Genomic DNA, 16,562 nt, shown 5'->3' on the forward strand with positions numbered 1-16,562 from the left:
ATGTTATTATATAATGAAATAATTTTTTGGAATGATTTAAATGAATTACAAAAAAAAAATATATTATTAAGACCAAAAATTACTAAATTAGATAATTTTAAAAAAAAAGTTAAAAATATTTTAAATAATGTAAAAAATTTTGGAGATGATGCTATATTAAAATATAATAAAAAATTTGATAATATTAATTTAAAACAAATTAAAGTTTCAAAAGATAAAATTAATAATTCATCATATTTTTTAAAAAATGATTTAAAAAATGCAATTTTAACTGCAAAAAAAAATATTCAATTATTTCATCAAAATCAAAAATGTAAATCTTTAGATATTCATACTGCAGTTGGTATACGTTGTCAGCAAATTACTATTCCAATAGAATCAGTTGGATTATATGTACCTGCAGGATCTGCACCATTATTATCTACTGCATTGATGTTAGCAGTACCAGCTCATATTGCAGGTTGTAAAAATATTGTATTATGTTCACCTCCACCTATAACAAATGAAATTTTATATATATCAAAAATATGTAATATAAAAAATGTTTTTGAAGTTGGAGGTGCTCAAGCTATTGCTGCTCTTGGATTTGGAACTGAAACAGTACCAAAAGTTAATAAAATATTTGGTCCTGGTAATATGTATGTTACTGAAGCTAAACGACAATTAAATAAATCATCATTAAATGTTTCTATTGATATGATTGCTGGTCCTTCAGAGTTATTAATTATTGCAGATGAAACTTCTGATCCTATTTTTATTGCATCAGATATATTATCTCAATCTGAACATGGTCATGATTCACAAGTAATTGTTTTATCTGATAATATTTCTATATTAAAACAAACTATATTTCAAGTAAATCAGCAAATACATAATTTATCTAGAAAAGATATTATTTTTGAATCTTTAAAGAATAGTAAATTTATATTAACAACAAATTTATTAGTATGTACTCAAATATCTAATATTTATGCTCCTGAGCATTTAATTATTCAATCAAAATATTCAAGAAATATAGTTAAAGATATCATCAATGCTGGTTCTATATTTTTGGGAAAATGGTCACCTGAATCTGTTGGAGATTATGCTTCAGGTACAAATCATGTTTTACCAACTCATGGTAATTCTGTTTTTGCTTCAGGATTAAGTATAACGGATTTTCAAAAAAAAATAACTATTCAAGAATTAACACCATTTGGTTTAAAAAATATTGCTAATGTTGTTAAAATATTATCTTTATCAGAAAAAATGGATGCTCATGCAAATGCTGTTATAGTACGTTGTAATTCTATTAAGGATAAATATGGAAAGTAATATAAAAAAAATATCTCGAAAAGATATTGTTTTTTTAAAAGCATATAAATCAGCAAGAAAAATTGGAGGTAATGGTAATATTTGGTTAAATGCTAATGAATTTCCTGAATCAAGTATGTTTAATTTAAATAATATAAAATTAAATCGTTATCCTGATTGTCAACCAAAAGAATTAATTTTACGATATTCTATTTATTCAAATATTTCTATAAAAAATATATTAGTAAGTCGTGGATCTGATGAAGCAATTGAATTATTAATGAGAGTTTTTTGTATTCCAGGTAAAGATAGTATTATGACTTTTCCTCCTACTTATGGAATGTATTCTAAAATTGCAGAAATTTATGGTATTAAAAATATATCTATTCCAATGATTGATAATATTTTTTTAGATTTATTAAAAATAAAAAAATATCTTTTTAAAACAAAAATAATATATATATGTTCTCCAAATAATCCTACTGGTAATATTATTAATGTAGATATTATTATTAATATATTAAAGTTAACTCTTGGAAAAGTAATAGTTGTTATTGATGAAGCATATATTGAATTTTGTATTAATAAAAGTATTATTTTTTTATTAAAACGTTTTTCAAATTTAGTTATTTTAAGAACATTATCAAAAGCTTTTGGTTTAGCTGGTATTCGTTGTGGATTTACATTAGCACATTCAGATATAATAAAATTATTAAAAAAAGTAATTGCACCTTATCCTTTACCTATTCCTTCAATAAATATTGCAATACAAGCATTAAGTAAAACTGAAATTTTAAATATGAAAAATAAAGTTTTAAAATTAAATAATAATAAAATATGGTTATTAAATCAGTTAAAAAAAAATAATTTAATTAAACATATTTTTTATAGTGAAACGAATTATTTATTAGTGCATTTTTTTAATGCAAAAGATGTATTTCATATATTATGGAATCAGGGTATAATTTTAAGACAACAAGATCACGAAATGACATTAAAAAATCATATTAGAATATCTATTGGTACGAAAAAAGAATGTTTATGTTTAATAAATGCTTTGAAAAATATATCATTAAATTAATATTATTACCTTAAGGAATATTTTATTGTGCAAGAAAAAATATTATTTATTGATCGAGATGGTACTTTAATTCATGAACCTACAGATAATCTTCAAGTTGATAAAATTGAAAAATTAATCTTTGAACCATTTGTTATTTTAACTTTAAAAAAATTGATTGCATTAAATTTTAAATTAGTTATGGTAACAAATCAAGATGGATTATATACTGAGACATTTTCATATAATTCATTTATTGTACCCCATAAATGTATGGTTGATGTTTTTTATTCACAGGGTATATTTTTTGAACATATATTAATATGTCCTCATTTTTTAAAAGATAATTGTAATTGTAGAAAACCTAAAACTGAATTAGTTGATTCATGGATTATTCGAAATTCTTTAGATAAAAAAAATAGTTATGTTATTGGAGATCGTGAAACAGATTTAGAATTAGCAAACAATATGGGAATTTCAGGAATTTTATATAATAAATATTATACAAATTGGAATCATATTTATAATATTATTGCTAAAAAAAATAGATATTTTAAAAAAATTCGTAATACTTTAGAAACAAAAATAAAAGTAGAACTATGGTTAGATCAAGTAGGAAAAAATACAATTAATACTGGAATTTATTTTTTTAATCATATGTTGGATCAAATTGCTATTCATAGTAATATTGTTATGAATATTTTTGTAAAAGGTGATATCGAAGTTGATGATCATCATATTATAGAAGATACTGGTATTGTTTTAGGTCATGTAATTTTAAAATGTTTAGGAAATAAATTAGGAATTAATAGATTTGGTTTTCATGTTCCTATGGATGAAAGTTCAGCATATTGTTTATTAGATTTTTCTGGTAGATCATATTTAAAATTTATTAGTAAATTTAATCGACAATTTGTTGGAGATTTCAATACAGATATGGTTGAACATTTTTTTAGATCATTATCTTATTCTATGAAAAGTACAATACATTTAATTAGTATGGGTTTAAATGATCATCATAAAATTGAAGCTTTATTTAAATCTTTTGGTAAAGCTTTAGGTAAAGCAATTAAAATTTCAAGTAATATTTTACCTACTTCAAAAGGAATATTATAAATGAATATAGTAATTTTAGATACAAATTGTTCTAATTTGTTATCTGTAAAATTATCTATTAAAAAATTAGGTTATCATCCAATTATAAGTAGTGATGTAAATATTATTTCTCATGCTGATAAATTATTAATTCCTGGAGTAGGTAGTGCATCAGAAATTATTACACAATTATCTAAAAAAAAATTAATTAATGTAATTAAAAATATTTCTTGTCCAACCCTTGGTATATGTTTAGGAATGCAATTATTATCATCATTTAGTTCTGAATCTCATGGTGTTAAAATGATTGGAATTATTGATGTTCCAGTACAATTATTAGACTCTAAAGAATTACCATTACCTCATACAGGTTGGAATCAAATTACTATTACTAAATCAAATCCATTATTTAAAGATATTAATTCAGGTTCATGGTTTTATTTTATTCATAGTTATGCGTTTCCAATTAATGAATATACAATTGCTAATTCTTTTTATAATGTATATTTTAGTTCTGCGATTCAAAAAAATAATTTTTTTGGTGTACAATTTCATCCAGAGAAATCTGGTTTATTAGGTTCGAAGTTATTATTAAATTTTTTAGAGATGTAAATTTATGATTATTCCAGCAATAGATATTTTAAATAATAAAATAGTTCGATTATATCAAGGAAATTATGATTTAGTACAATATTATAATTATAATGTATATGATTTAATAGAAAAATATTTATTTTATGGTATTAATATGGTTCATATAGTTGATCTTAATTCTGCTCGAAATCCTTTTGAGAAAAAAAATCAAGTTTTTTATAATATACTTAGTTATTTTAAAAATAAAATACAAATTGCTGGTGGTATTCGTTCTGAAAAAGATATAGAATATTTTTTATTAAATGGAGCAAAAAGAGTAGTTATTGGATCAGCAATTTTTAATAAAAAAAATAAAATAAAGAATTGGATTAAATATTATGGAAGTGAATATATTGTTATTGCTTTAGATATAAATATTATTAATAATGTTAATAATGTATTTATTAATGGATGGAAAGAAAATACTAATATTTGTTTAGAAGATATTTTAAAAAAATTATCATATTTAGGAATTAAGTATATATTATGTACAGATATATCTAGAGATGGGACCTTATTAGGACCAAATTTTAAATTATATCGTAATCTTATTAATTCATTTCCTAATTTTTATTTTCAATCTTCTGGAGGTATTTCTAGTGTAAATGATATTATTCAACTAAAAAAAATAGGTATTCACGATATTATTATTGGAAAAAGTTTATTAGAAAAAAAATTCAATATTATGGAGGCAATAAAATGTTGGCAAAAAGAATCATCCCTTGCCTCGATGTAAAAAATGGATTTGTTGTTAAAGGAGTTCAATTTCGAAATCATATTATTGTAGGAAATATTATTGAACTTGCAAAAAAATATGTTCAAGATGGTGCAGATGAATTGGTTTTTTATGATATAAGTGCATCTACTAATAATAATTTAGTTAATAAAAAATGGATATATCAAATTGCAGAAGTAATTGATATTCCATTTTGTGTTGCTGGGGGTATTAAGAATCTTAATGATGTTCAGGAAATTTTATCTTCTGGAGCAGATAAAATATCTATTAATTCTCCAGCAATTAATGATCCAAATTTAATTACTCGTATTGCTGATAAATTTGGATCTCAATGTATTGTAGTAGGTATAGATTCTTGGTTTGATAAAAATACTAAAAAATACTTAGTGTATCAATATACAGGGTGTTCAAAATCTACAAAAAAAACGATTTGGGATACTATTTCATGGGTTAAGGAAGTTCAAAAAAAAGGTGCTGGAGAAATTGTATTAAATATGATGAATCAAGATGGTATTTGTCAAGGTTATGATTTAAAACAATTAAAATATATCAAAAAAAATTGTCATGTTCCATTGATAGCATCTGGAGGTGCTGGTATTATGGATGATTTTTATCATGTTTTTAAAAATGTAAATGTAGAAGGTGCATTAGCTGCAACAGTATTTCATAAAAATATTTTTAATATTCAACAATTAAAAAAATTTTTAATTAAAAAAGGAATTAAAATTAGAATATGATAAAAAAAATATTACATATAAATTGGAAAAAAGTAAATGGATTAATTCCGTGTATTATACAAAATATTTTTTCTTCAGAAATTTTAATGCATGGATATATGAATATTGAAGCTTTAAATTTAACTCAAAAAAACAAAATAGTTACATTTTATTCAAGAACAAAAAAAAGATTATGGACAAAAGGTGAAACTTCTGGAAATTTTTTAAAAGTAATAGATCTTATTTTGGATTGTGATCAAGATAGCATATTAATATTAGTTAATCCAATAGGTAAAACATGTCATTTAGAAAATATTAGTTGTTTTAATGGAAATAAAACATATTATACAAATTTTTTTTATTTAGAAAAAATAATTAAAAGAAAAAAAAATATTTTTTTAGAAAAATCATATACTTCTAATTTACATAAATTAGGTATTAATAGAATTGCTCAAAAGGTTGGAGAAGAAGCTATTGAAATAGTAATTGCTGCTATTAATAAAAATAAAGAAAATATTATTAATGAATCTTCAGATTTAATATATCATCTTTTAGTATTATTACATAATCAAAATATAAATTTTAATGATATAATTAATAATTTAAATATCAGAAGAAAAAAAAAATAAAATAAATTTTATTTTTATATATTTATATATATAAAAAATTTAAAAAATTTTTTAGGAGTTATGTTATATGAATAATGATATTGGGGTAATTGGCATGGCGGTCATGGGCCGTAATTTAGCATTAAATATTGCAAATCATGGTTATAATGTTTCAATTTTTAATCGTACTGTAAAAAAAACTAAAGATGTAGTTTATAATAATCCTAAAAAAACAATATTTCCATTTTTTTTTATTAAAGATTTTTTAAATTCTTTGAAAAAACCCCGATGTATTTTTTTAATGGTTCAATCAGGATCTTCTGTAGATAATGTTATTTCTTCTCTTATTCCATATTTAAATTCTGGCGATATTATTATTGATGGAGGTAATTCTTTTTATAAAGATACTATTAGAAGATATCATGAATTATTAAAAGATAATATCAATTTTATTGGTGCAGGTATTTCTGGAGGTGAATATGGAGCATTAACTGGACCATCTATTATGCCTGGGGGAAAAAAAGTAGTATATAATATTATTAAACCAATTTTAAAATCTATATCATCAAAATTTGATAATGAAGATTGTGTATCTTATATTGGTCCAGATGGATCTGGGCATTATGTAAAAATGGTTCATAATGGTATTGAATATGCTGATATGCAATTAATTTCAGAAACTTATTCAATATTAAAAAATATTTTAAATTTAAATAATGAAGAAATTTCAAATATTTTTAGTTTTTGGAATAAAGGTGAATTAAAAAGTTATTTAATTGAAATTACTAAAAATATTCTTTTAAAAAAAGATGGTAAACATGATTTAATTGATTGTATTTTAGATTCAGCAGTAAATAAAGGTACAGGTAAATGGACTTGTAAAAATGCTTTAGATTTAGAAGAATCATTAACTATTATTACTAATTCTGTTTTTTCTAGATATTTATCATCTTTAAAATCACAAAGAACTTTAGCTTCAAAAATATTATCTGGTCCAAAAATTAATTCAATTATTCATAATCAAGAAGATTTTATAGAAAAATTAAGACAAGCATTATATTTAGGAAAAATTATATCTTATTCTCAAGGATTTTCACAGTTAGGAAGTGCTTCTAAAAAATATTTTTGGAATTTAAAATGTGGTAATATTGCAAAAATTTTTCGTTCAGGTTGTATCATTCAAGCAGCTTGTTTAAATAAGATAGTTGATATATATAAATATGATGATATTATAATTAATTTATTATTTTCTCCATATTTTCAAGATATTTCTAATAAATATCATTCTTCATTACGTGAAATTGTATCCTATGTAATCAAACAAGGTATTTCAATTCCTGCTTTTTCTTCTGCAATTACATATTATGATGGTTATAGAACAAAAGAATCTTCAGCTAATTTAATACAAGCACAAAGAGATTATTTTGGTGCACATACTTATAAAAGATATGATAAAGAAGGTATTTATCATACTAATTGGATAGAATAATTAAAAATTATATTTATGATTTTAAATAGATTAATAAAAAAAATATTTTATAATAAATATTAGTCTATTTAAAAAATTAAAATAATTATGATATAATTTAATAATAATTTACTAATTTTCATTAAAATTATGAATTTAAAAAAAAAATTTTAGTTACTTGTGCATTTCCTTATGCAAATGGTCCTATACATATAGGTCATATTTTAGAACATATTCAAGCTGATATATGGGTTCGTTATAAAAAAATGTTAGGTTATAATATTTTTTTTATTTGTTCTGATGATTCTCATGGTACAGCAATTTTATTAAAATCAAAAGAATTAAATATTTCTCCAAGAAAATTAATATCTAATATTTTTAAACAACATATATACGATTTACGGTGTTTTAATATTTCTTATGATAATTATTCTTCTACACATCATGTAGAGAATTTAAATTTTGTAAAAAAAATATATTATAAACTTAAATTAAATAATTTAATTCAATTAAAAAAAACTATTCAATTATACGATATAAAAGAAAAAATTTTTTTACCTGATCGATTTATTAAAGGTACTTGTCCAAAATGTTATTCAAAAAATCAATATGGAGATAATTGTTCAGTATGTGGATCTGTTTATAAAGCAATTGAATTAATTAATCCAATATCAAATATTTCAAATACTAAACCAATAATACGTAATTCTTGGCATATATTTTTAAATTTATCAATTGTACAAAATAAATTATATCAATGGATGCAAACTGGAGTTTTAAATAAAAGTATTTTAAATAAAATGAAAGAATGGTTTAATAAAGATTTAAAATCTTGGAATATATCTAGAGATAAACCATATTTTGGATTTAAAATACCTGATTTTTTAGAAAAATATTTTTATGTTTGGTTAGATGCACCTATTGCTTATATTAGTACGTGTAAAGATTTATGTAAAAAAAATAAATTATTTAATTTTAATGAATTTTGGAATTTAAATTCTAATACAAAATTATATCAATTTATTGGAAAAGATATTATATACTTTCATTCTTTATTTTGGCCAGCAATTTTAGAAGGTATTAATTTTAGAAAACCTACTAAAATTATTGTACATGGACATGTTACTATTCAAGGTTCTAAAATTTCTAAATCCCAGGGATCTGTAATTACGGTAAAAAAATGGTTAAAGTATTTTGATTCAGATAGTTTAAGATATTATTATGCTTCTAAATTATCTTCAAGTATTGAAGATATTGAATTTAATTTAAAAGATTTTTCTAATAAAATAAATTCAGATATTGTAAATAAAATTGTTAATTTAGCATCTCGTAGTTCAAGTTTTTTAAATAAATATTTTGATAATATGTTATCATCAAAATTAGAAAATATAGAATTATATGAAATATTTTTAAAAGTTTCAAATAAAATAAAATATTTTTTTGAAAATATGGAATTTAATATGGTAATAAAAGAAATAATAAAATTATCAGATATTGCAAATCAATATTTTAATAATAAAAAACCATGGACAATTATTATTAAAAATAATAATAATAAATTACAAGAAATTTGTTCTATGGGTATTAATTTATTTAGATTAATTATGATTTATATTACACCAATTGTTCCTAATTTATCAAAAAAAACAGAAAAATTTTTATTAACTTCTTTAAATTGGAATGATATTTATACACCATTATTATGTCATAAAATTTCTGTTTTTAAATGTTTATATAAAAGAATTGATTTAAATAGTATTCATAATTTTTTATGAAATCAAATTTATCCAAGATATTCTCCATGTTTTAATAGTATGTGATTTTATATTATCTATATTTTGCATTCCTAATATAGAAATTAATTTATTATTATAAAATAAAAATGGTATACGATTTCTATTCCATGGTAAAATTTTATTTTCTTGAAAAATATTTTTTTTTTTTATATTTTTATTATTTAAATAAACTTTTTTATCTAATTGAAATCGTATATTAATTAAATCTAATTTTTTAGGTTTTGGTAATAATGTTCCATATTGATCTTGAATAAGAAATCCCATTTTTTCAGGTAATTTTAAGGGCTTTTGATAATTATACCAAAATATAATTTTATTTTTTATATTTTTATATTTTGGAATATAAAAAATTTTTTTTTTATATTTTTGTATTGTAATATTTTTAATATTTATTTTTTGATTAATATTATTTTTTAATACAATCATTTTATTATAAATATTTTTATTTTCTTTATAAGAAATTTTTTGATTTGTATTTATAAATAACCATTTTCTTATTAATAATTTTTGAATTTCTTGAGGATATTTATAAAATATTTTTATTTTTATAGAATCATTAAATAATGTATTTTTAAAAATAATTTTTTCTAAAAAATAATTTATGGATATTTCTTGTTGATAACAGAATTTCATACTTCTAGTGCAATTTTGTATAAAATATGGCCATTTTTTTTGAATCTTATTAATTATCTTATTTCTAATAAAATTTCGATCATATTTGTTGTTTAGGTTACTATTATCATTAATCCAATGTATATTATTTTTTATAGCCCAATTTTTTATTTTTGTTTTGTAAATTTTTAATAATGGACGTATAATAATTTTATTTTTATTTACAGAATTAATATAAGGTATTCCAGATAATCCATAAACTCCTTTACTTCTTTTTAAAGATAAAAATAATGTTTCACATTGATCATTAAGATGATGTCCTGTTACTAATATTTCATTTTTAATCATATTTTTTTTAATAATTTGATATCGTAATTTTCTTGCATTTTCTTGAAAATTATTTTTTTTTTTTATATTAATTTTTTTTATTATTAATGTAATTAAAAATTTTTTACATATTTTTTTACAATGTTTCATCCATTTTTCTGATTCAGGATTTATTTGGTGATTAATATGAATAGCTCGAATTTGTAAAAATGGTTTTTTTATTATAAATGGAATCAATTGATATAATAAAACTGTTGAATCTAATCCTCCACTATAAGCAACTAAAATTTTTTGATTTTTTTTAATTTTTTTAATAAAATTACTAATCAAATGTAGTTTCCTATTATTTAATTAATATAAATTATTATAATTTATTTTTACGTTCGAGTGGATTCGAACCACTGACTTTCATCATGTCATGATGATACTCTAACCAACTGAGTTACGAACGTAAATTTTTAAAATAATATATTTTATATATTATAATATATCATATATATTATAATTTTATAATTATTTTTTTATTTATTTATATAAGGTTTTTATGTTTACTGGTATTGTACATGGGATTTCTATTGTATTATCTATTTTAAAAAAAAAAAATTTTTTAACTTTAAAAACACAATTTCCAGTTTGTTTAATTAAAAATTTAAAAGTTGGCGCTTCCATTTCAAATAATGGATGTTGTTTAACAGTTTCAAAAATTAAAAATTGTAATGTATATTTTGATATTATAGAAGAAACTTTAAAAAAAACTAATTTTTCTTTATTAAAAATTGGTTCTCAAATTAATATTGAACGATCATTAAAATATGGGGATGAAATTGGTGGTCATTTTATTTTAGGGCATATTATCGGTACAGCAAAAATATTAAATATTATGAATTCTGATAATAATAAAAAAATTTTTTTTCAAGTGAATGATTCTAAAATAATGAAATATATTTTTTTTAAAGGGTTTATTTCAATTGATGGTATTAGTTTAACTATAGGTAATGTATTAAAAAATGGTTTTTATATATCTTTTATTCCAGAAACAATAATGTCTACAAATATAAAATTAAAAAATATAGGTGATATTGTAAATATAGAAATAGATTATTATACACAAATTATTATTGATAAATTAGAATCATATATTAATATAAATACATTAAAAAAATAAATATAATAACATTTAATATAAATTTAAATGATGTTAATAAAATATATATTTTATTTTTTTTATACATTAGGTTATATAATATTTTATGAATAAAAATAATTTATTAGATGAATTAGAATTACGAGGATTCATTTCTAAGATTAGTAATATATCAGATTTAAAAAAAAATATTAATCATTCTTATATTTCTGTATATTGTGGATTTGATCCTACATCAAATAGTTTACATGTGGGTCATCTTTTACCATTATTTTGTTTACAATGGTTTCAACATTATGGACATAAATTATTTATTTTAGTAGGATATGCTACTAGTTTAATTGGAGATCCTTCATTTAAAAAAGAAGAACGTTTAATTAATATTTCAAATAATTTTTTATTTTGGACTCAAGATATTATTAATCAAATTAAAAAATTTTTTAAACAAAATAATTTAAATTCGCCAATTATTTTAAATAATTATGATTGGTTTAAAGAGATAAAAATAATTCCATTTTTAAGAAATATTGGAAAATTATTTTCTATTAATACTATGATTAATAAAAAATCTGTTAAAAATAGAATTAATAGAATTGAAAAAGGTATATCATTTACAGAATTTTCATATAGTTTACTTCAAGCATATGATTTTTTACAATTATATCAAAAATATAAAGTAATTTTACAAATTGGTGGATCTGATCAATGGGGAAATATTGTTTCTGGAATTGATTTAATACGTAAAATACATCATAAGCAAGTATTTGGATTGACTGTACCTTTATTAATTCAAGAAAATGGAATTAAATTTGGAAAAACAGAAAATAATAAAACTATTTGGTTAAATAGTAAACGTACTAGTCCTTATTCTTTTTATCAATTTTGGTTAAATATCAATGATAATCAAGTATATAAATTTTTAAAATTATTTACTTTTTTTAGTTTATCTAAAATTAATGAAATAAAGAATTCTAATACTAATATTCGAAATGTTAAATTAATTCTTGCGGATTATATTACAAATATTGTTCATGGAAAAAAAAAATTACATGCTGCTAAAAGAATTACTGAAAATTTATTTTATGGAAATATTTTTAATTTAAAGAAATCAGATTTTTATCAACTAAAACAAGATGGTATGTTTAGTATTAAAGTATCTGAATTAGAAGATTTAAAGCAAGTATTGGTAAATTCAAAATTGTCATTATCACGTAGTGATGCTCATCGTTTAATTTTAAATAATGCAATTAAAATTAATAATCGTAAAGAAAAAAATCCAAATTATAAGTTTTTAAATTCAGATAAATTATTTGAAAAATTTACTATATTATCAAAAGGAAAAAAAAATCATTTATTATTATGTTGGTAAAATTAAATTTTATTAATTTTATTTACATTTTTAATATAAAAACTACTTCCACATCCACAATATTCATTAATTTGTGGATTATTAAATTGAATATTCATATTAATTCCATCAGTTGTAATAAAATCTATTATTGTACCATCTATGAATGGCATATCTGTTATTGGAATATATATTTTAATATTATTTTTTATATATATATAAGATTTATTTATTTCTTTTTGATTATTAATATTAATTAATAATAAATTATATTTAAATCCTGCACATCCAGATTTTTTTATATTAATTTTTATTCCTATAGTATTTTTATTTTTATGTATTAAGTTTGTAAAATATTTTTGCGCTAATTTAGTTAATTTTATTCCAATCCATTTTTTAGAATTCATATGTTATTAAATATATTAAATATTATATTTTAATTTGTATTTATTGTATCAAAAAATTATTTTTATATCAAAAATATATTTTTTAATATAAATATTTTTTATTTTAAAGTATTTTTATTAAAATAATTATTCAATTTCATTATATATATTTAAATATATTAATATTTATTAATTTTAAAATAAATATTAAATTAAAATAAGGAAATTTATATGAAAAAAACAGATGAACTTCGTACATTACATATTGATCCCTTGGTTACTCCTTCGGATTTAGCAAAACGTTATCCTTTAACATCAAATATTATTGATAATGTTATATTAACAAGAAATCATATTGCTAATATTCTTACTGGTAAAGATAAACGTTTATTAGTTATAATTGGTCCTTGTTCAGTACATGATCCAGATGCTGCTGTAGAATATGCAAGTCAATTATATACATTACGTAAAAAATATTCTTTTCAACTTGAAATTATTATGCGTACATATTTTGAAAAACCTAGAACTGTAGTTGGGTGGAAAGGATTAATTTCTGATCCTGATCTTGATAATAGTTTTAAAGTTAATCATGGACTTTCTGTAGCACGTAAATTACTTTTAGATATTAATAAAATAGGTATGCCAGCTGCTACAGAATTTTTAGATATTGTTATTGGTCAATTTATAGCAGATTTAATTAGTTGGGGTGCAATTGGCGCAAGAACTACTGAGAGTCAAATTCATAGGGAAATGGCATCTTCTCTTTCTTGTCCAGTGGGTTTTAAAAATGGAACAGATGGTAATATTAATATTGCTATTGATGCAATTCGTGCTGCTCAATCAAAGCATGTATTTTTTGCACCAAATAAAGATGGTCAAATGACTATTAATTATACTAGTGGAAATCCCTTTGCGCATATTATTATGCGAGGTGGAAAAAATCCTAATTATCATGCTTATGATATTAAAAAAGCAGTAAAAAAATTAAAAAAATTTCAATTACCTGAATATTTAATGATTGATTTTAGTCATGGAAATTGTTTAAAACAACATAAAATGCAATGTCATGTTGCTGATTCAATTTGTAAACAAATTATAGATGGTACAAAAAATATTTCTGGTGTTATGATTGAAAGTTTTTTAAAAGAAGGATCTCAAAATGTTGTTCCTAAAAAAGATTTAATATATGGTAAATCCATTACTGATCCATGTTTAGGGTGGGAAGATACTAAATTAATTCTTGAACAGTTAGCTAAAGCTATTAATTATCGTTTATAAGTAAAAGACCAGTCAAAATGACTGGTGTTTTTTGTTTTTTTATTATTAATTTAATAATATATATTTAATTTAAAATGTATTACAATATTCTTATATAATTAATAAAATATGTTTAATTTTTTTTAAAAGGGTTTATAATGCCTATTATTACATTACCTAATGGAAAAAAAAAAATATATAAAAATGCAATTTCATTAGTAAAAGTAGTAGAGGATATTAAAATAGGATTTTCTAAATTTGTTGTTGGATCGATTATTAATGGAAAATTTGTTGATATAAATTTTCATATAAATAAAAATTGTCATATTGATATTTTAACTAAATATGATATTAGATCAATTAATTTATTTTCTTATTCATGTATGCAATTATTATCTTATTCATTAAAAAAAGTATGGAAAACATCAAAACTTGGAATTGGTAATATTAATAAAAATATATTTTATTGTGATATTGATCTTAATTATAAATTAAATAAACATGATATTATAATTTTAGAAAATGTGATGAAAAAATTAATTAAAAAAAAATATAATATTATATTTAATAATATTTTATTTTCTGAATTAAAAAATATATTTTTATCTCAAAATGAATTATATAAATTATATTATATCAAGAAAAAATTTTTTAATAATAAATATGTACCTATTTATTTACATGAAAATTTTTTAGATATATATTTAGGACCCCAAATTCCTAATATAAATTTTTGTTTACATTTTAAATTAAAAAATATTAAAATAATATCTCGAGAATATGGTAGTTTAAATACAATATTTCAACGTATTTATGGTCAGGTATGGTTAAATAAAGAAATGATGTTAAGTGATTTAAATAAATTAAAAATTACAATGAAAAAAGATCATAGAAATCTTAATAAAAAAATGAATTTATATCATAAAGAAAAAGAATCTCCAGGTATGATATTTTGGCATCACAATGGATCTATTATATTTAGAGAGTTAGAAAATTTTATTCGTGTTCAATTAAGAAAATGGAATTATGAAGAAGTAAAAACGCCATTTATGTTAAATCAATCATTATGGAAACAAAGTGGTCATTTAGAAAATTTTTATTCTTCAATATTTTTTACAAAATCTGAAAATCAAATATATTGTATTAAACCAATGAATTGTCCTGCGCATATAAAAATATTTAATAAATATTTACGATCATATAAAGATCTTCCATTACGTATAGCAGAATTTGGCATTTGTCATCGTAATGAAACATCTGGTTCATTATATGGTTTACTTAGATTAAATAGTTTTACACAAGATGATGCACATATATTTTGTACTGAATATCAAGTTCAATCTGAAATTATGAATTGTATTAAAATAATTATGGATTCTTATAAGATTTTTGGATTTAAAAATATTCATGTAAAGTTTTCAACTCGTCCTAGAAAACGAATTGGAAGTAATATTATTTGGGATAAAGCAGAATTAAGTTTAAAAAATGCATTAATTGATAGCAATATTATTTTTAAATGTCAAAAAGGTGAGGGTGCATTTTATGGACCAAAAATTGAATTTATCTTAGAAGATTGTTTAAATAGATTATGGCAATGTGGAACAATACAACTTGATTTTTATTTACCAGATCGTTTTGGATCATATTATATTGATAAAAATAATAATCGTAAAATGCCAATTATGATTCATCGTGCAATATTAGGTTCAATAGAACGATTTATTGGAATTTTATTAGAAGAATATTCAGGTAATTTACCAGTTTGGTTATCTCCTATTCAGGTTATCATTATTAATGTAAATAGTAATCATAATCAATATGTTATAAATTTATTTAAGAAATTATTTCAATTAAATATTAGAGTAAAATATGATATAAAAAATGAAAAAATTAATTCTAAAATAAGAAAATATATTATTTTAAAAATTCCATATATATTAATTTGTGGAGATAAAGAAATTAATATTAAAAAAGTTAGTGTACGTAATAGAAATAATAATGTTACTAAAATTATGAGTATTGATAATTTTATAAGAAAAATAAAATATGAAATAAAATACCATATTTTATAATTTTTTTTGGA

The 16,562-nt window shown here is 20.3% G+C and carries 15 protein-coding genes and 1 tRNA gene; 13 read left to right on the top strand and 3 right to left on the bottom strand.

The annotated features are described in order from the left end of the window. From hisD to metG, 9 genes are all read left to right on the top strand, one after another. Positions 1–1,314 carry a histidinol dehydrogenase gene (hisD, locus tag D9V81_RS00395; RefSeq protein ID WP_158349348.1) on the top strand — a complete coding sequence of 438 codons (1,314 nt, stop codon included), beginning with the start codon at positions 1–3 and terminating at the stop codon, positions 1,312–1,314. Continuing rightward, positions 1,304–2,374 carry a histidinol-phosphate transaminase gene (hisC, locus tag D9V81_RS00400; protein WP_158349349.1) on the top strand — a complete coding sequence of 357 codons (1,071 nt, stop codon included), beginning with the start codon at positions 1,304–1,306 and terminating at the stop codon, positions 2,372–2,374. Before hisD ends, hisC begins: the two co-directional genes overlap by 11 nt. 27 nt (positions 2,375–2,401) lie before the next feature. Next, the gene (hisB, locus tag D9V81_RS00405) at positions 2,402–3,469 is read left to right on the top strand and encodes a bifunctional histidinol-phosphatase/imidazoleglycerol-phosphate dehydratase HisB (protein WP_158349350.1); all 1,068 of its coding nucleotides are present in this window, start codon (positions 2,402–2,404) and stop codon (positions 3,467–3,469) included. Continuing rightward, positions 3,470–4,060, top strand: coding sequence for an imidazole glycerol phosphate synthase subunit HisH (gene hisH / locus D9V81_RS00410; RefSeq protein ID WP_158349351.1), 591 nt, complete (start codon positions 3,470–3,472; stop codon positions 4,058–4,060). A 4-nt stretch (positions 4,061–4,064) separates the two neighbouring features. Next, complete coding sequence (locus tag D9V81_RS00415; protein ID WP_158349352.1) at positions 4,065–4,817, top strand: 1-(5-phosphoribosyl)-5-[(5-phosphoribosylamino)methylideneamino] imidazole-4-carboxamide isomerase; 753 nt, start codon at positions 4,065–4,067, stop codon at positions 4,815–4,817. After that, complete coding sequence (gene hisF / locus D9V81_RS00420) at positions 4,781–5,554, top strand: imidazole glycerol phosphate synthase subunit HisF (protein WP_158349353.1); 774 nt, start codon at positions 4,781–4,783, stop codon at positions 5,552–5,554. Before D9V81_RS00415 ends, hisF begins: the two co-directional genes overlap by 37 nt. Continuing rightward, positions 5,551–6,162: a bifunctional phosphoribosyl-AMP cyclohydrolase/phosphoribosyl-ATP diphosphatase HisIE gene (gene hisIE / locus D9V81_RS00425; protein WP_158349354.1), complete on the top strand. Its 612-nt coding sequence runs from the start codon at positions 5,551–5,553 to the stop codon at positions 6,160–6,162. Before hisF ends, hisIE begins: the two co-directional genes overlap by 4 nt. A gap of 67 nt (positions 6,163–6,229) precedes the next feature. Beyond that, entirely contained in the window at positions 6,230–7,630 is a 1,401-nt protein-coding gene (gene gnd / locus D9V81_RS00430) for a decarboxylating NADP(+)-dependent phosphogluconate dehydrogenase (protein WP_158349355.1), read from the top strand. A gap of 146 nt (positions 7,631–7,776) precedes the next feature. Then, positions 7,777–9,384: a methionine--tRNA ligase gene (gene metG / locus D9V81_RS00435; protein WP_158349356.1), complete on the top strand. Its 1,608-nt coding sequence runs from the start codon at positions 7,777–7,779 to the stop codon at positions 9,382–9,384. On the opposite strand, the gene tilS is transcribed toward metG, so the two are convergent. Both tilS and D9V81_RS00445 read right to left on the bottom strand, forming a co-directional pair. Next, the gene (gene tilS, locus D9V81_RS00440) at positions 9,379–10,674 is read right to left on the bottom strand and encodes a tRNA lysidine(34) synthetase TilS (RefSeq protein WP_158349357.1); all 1,296 of its coding nucleotides are present in this window, start codon (positions 10,672–10,674) and stop codon (positions 9,379–9,381) included. The two genes, metG and tilS, sit on opposite strands and share 6 nt — an antisense overlap. 48 nt (positions 10,675–10,722) lie before the next feature. Then, positions 10,723–10,796 (bottom strand) — tRNA-Val (locus D9V81_RS00445). A gap of 92 nt (positions 10,797–10,888) precedes the next feature. On the opposite strand from D9V81_RS00445, the gene D9V81_RS00450 reads away from it, so the two are divergent. Together D9V81_RS00450 and tyrS are read left to right on the top strand one after the other, a co-directional pair. After that, positions 10,889–11,509: a riboflavin synthase subunit alpha gene (locus D9V81_RS00450; protein ID WP_158349358.1), complete on the top strand. Its 621-nt coding sequence runs from the start codon at positions 10,889–10,891 to the stop codon at positions 11,507–11,509. Positions 11,510–11,594: 85 nt separating this feature from the next. Continuing rightward, positions 11,595–12,857 (top strand): tyrosine--tRNA ligase, encoded by a 1,263-nt coding sequence (tyrS, locus tag D9V81_RS00455; RefSeq protein WP_158349359.1) that lies wholly within the window; start codon positions 11,595–11,597, stop codon positions 12,855–12,857. A gap of 2 nt (positions 12,858–12,859) precedes the next feature. Here the strand turns inward: tyrS and D9V81_RS00460 are convergent, their stop codons facing one another. Next, positions 12,860–13,243: an iron-sulfur cluster assembly accessory protein gene (locus D9V81_RS00460; protein WP_158349360.1), complete on the bottom strand. Its 384-nt coding sequence runs from the start codon at positions 13,241–13,243 to the stop codon at positions 12,860–12,862. A 210-nt stretch (positions 13,244–13,453) separates the two neighbouring features. Here D9V81_RS00460 and D9V81_RS00465 point away from each other — a divergent pair, with 210 nt between their 5' ends. Both D9V81_RS00465 and thrS read left to right on the top strand, forming a co-directional pair. Continuing rightward, a complete protein-coding gene (locus tag D9V81_RS00465; RefSeq protein WP_158349361.1) occupies positions 13,454–14,500 on the top strand; it encodes a 3-deoxy-7-phosphoheptulonate synthase in 1,047 nt (348 codons plus the stop codon). A gap of 137 nt (positions 14,501–14,637) precedes the next feature. Then, positions 14,638–16,551: a threonine--tRNA ligase gene (gene thrS / locus D9V81_RS00470; protein WP_158349362.1), complete on the top strand. Its 1,914-nt coding sequence runs from the start codon at positions 14,638–14,640 to the stop codon at positions 16,549–16,551. Positions 16,552–16,562 lie beyond the last annotated feature (11 nt).

Origin of the sequence: Buchnera aphidicola (Therioaphis trifolii) (assembly GCF_005080705.1) — a bacterium.
Classification (GTDB): Bacteria; Pseudomonadota; Gammaproteobacteria; order Enterobacterales; family Enterobacteriaceae; genus Buchnera_L; species Buchnera_L aphidicola_X.

Coding starts and splice junctions, on each gene's coding strand:
- hisH (WP_158349351.1), top strand. CDS start 3,470: ATGAATATAGTAATTTTAGATACAAATTGTTCTAATTTGTTATCTGTA.
- D9V81_RS00460 (WP_158349360.1), bottom strand. CDS start 13,243: ATGAATTCTAAAAAATGGATTGGAATAAAATTAACTAAATTAGCGCAA.
- thrS (WP_158349362.1), top strand. CDS start 14,638: ATGCCTATTATTACATTACCTAATGGAAAAAAAAAAATATATAAAAAT.
- hisC (WP_158349349.1), top strand. CDS start 1,304: ATGGAAAGTAATATAAAAAAAATATCTCGAAAAGATATTGTTTTTTTA.
- hisF (WP_158349353.1), top strand. CDS start 4,781: ATGTTGGCAAAAAGAATCATCCCTTGCCTCGATGTAAAAAATGGATTT.
- hisD (WP_158349348.1), top strand. CDS start 1: ATGTTATTATATAATGAAATAATTTTTTGGAATGATTTAAATGAATTA.
- tyrS (WP_158349359.1), top strand. CDS start 11,595: ATGAATAAAAATAATTTATTAGATGAATTAGAATTACGAGGATTCATT.
- D9V81_RS00465 (WP_158349361.1), top strand. CDS start 13,454: ATGAAAAAAACAGATGAACTTCGTACATTACATATTGATCCCTTGGTT.
- hisIE (WP_158349354.1), top strand. CDS start 5,551: ATGATAAAAAAAATATTACATATAAATTGGAAAAAAGTAAATGGATTA.
- D9V81_RS00450 (WP_158349358.1), top strand. CDS start 10,889: ATGTTTACTGGTATTGTACATGGGATTTCTATTGTATTATCTATTTTA.
- gnd (WP_158349355.1), top strand. CDS start 6,230: ATGAATAATGATATTGGGGTAATTGGCATGGCGGTCATGGGCCGTAAT.
- D9V81_RS00415 (WP_158349352.1), top strand. CDS start 4,065: ATGATTATTCCAGCAATAGATATTTTAAATAATAAAATAGTTCGATTA.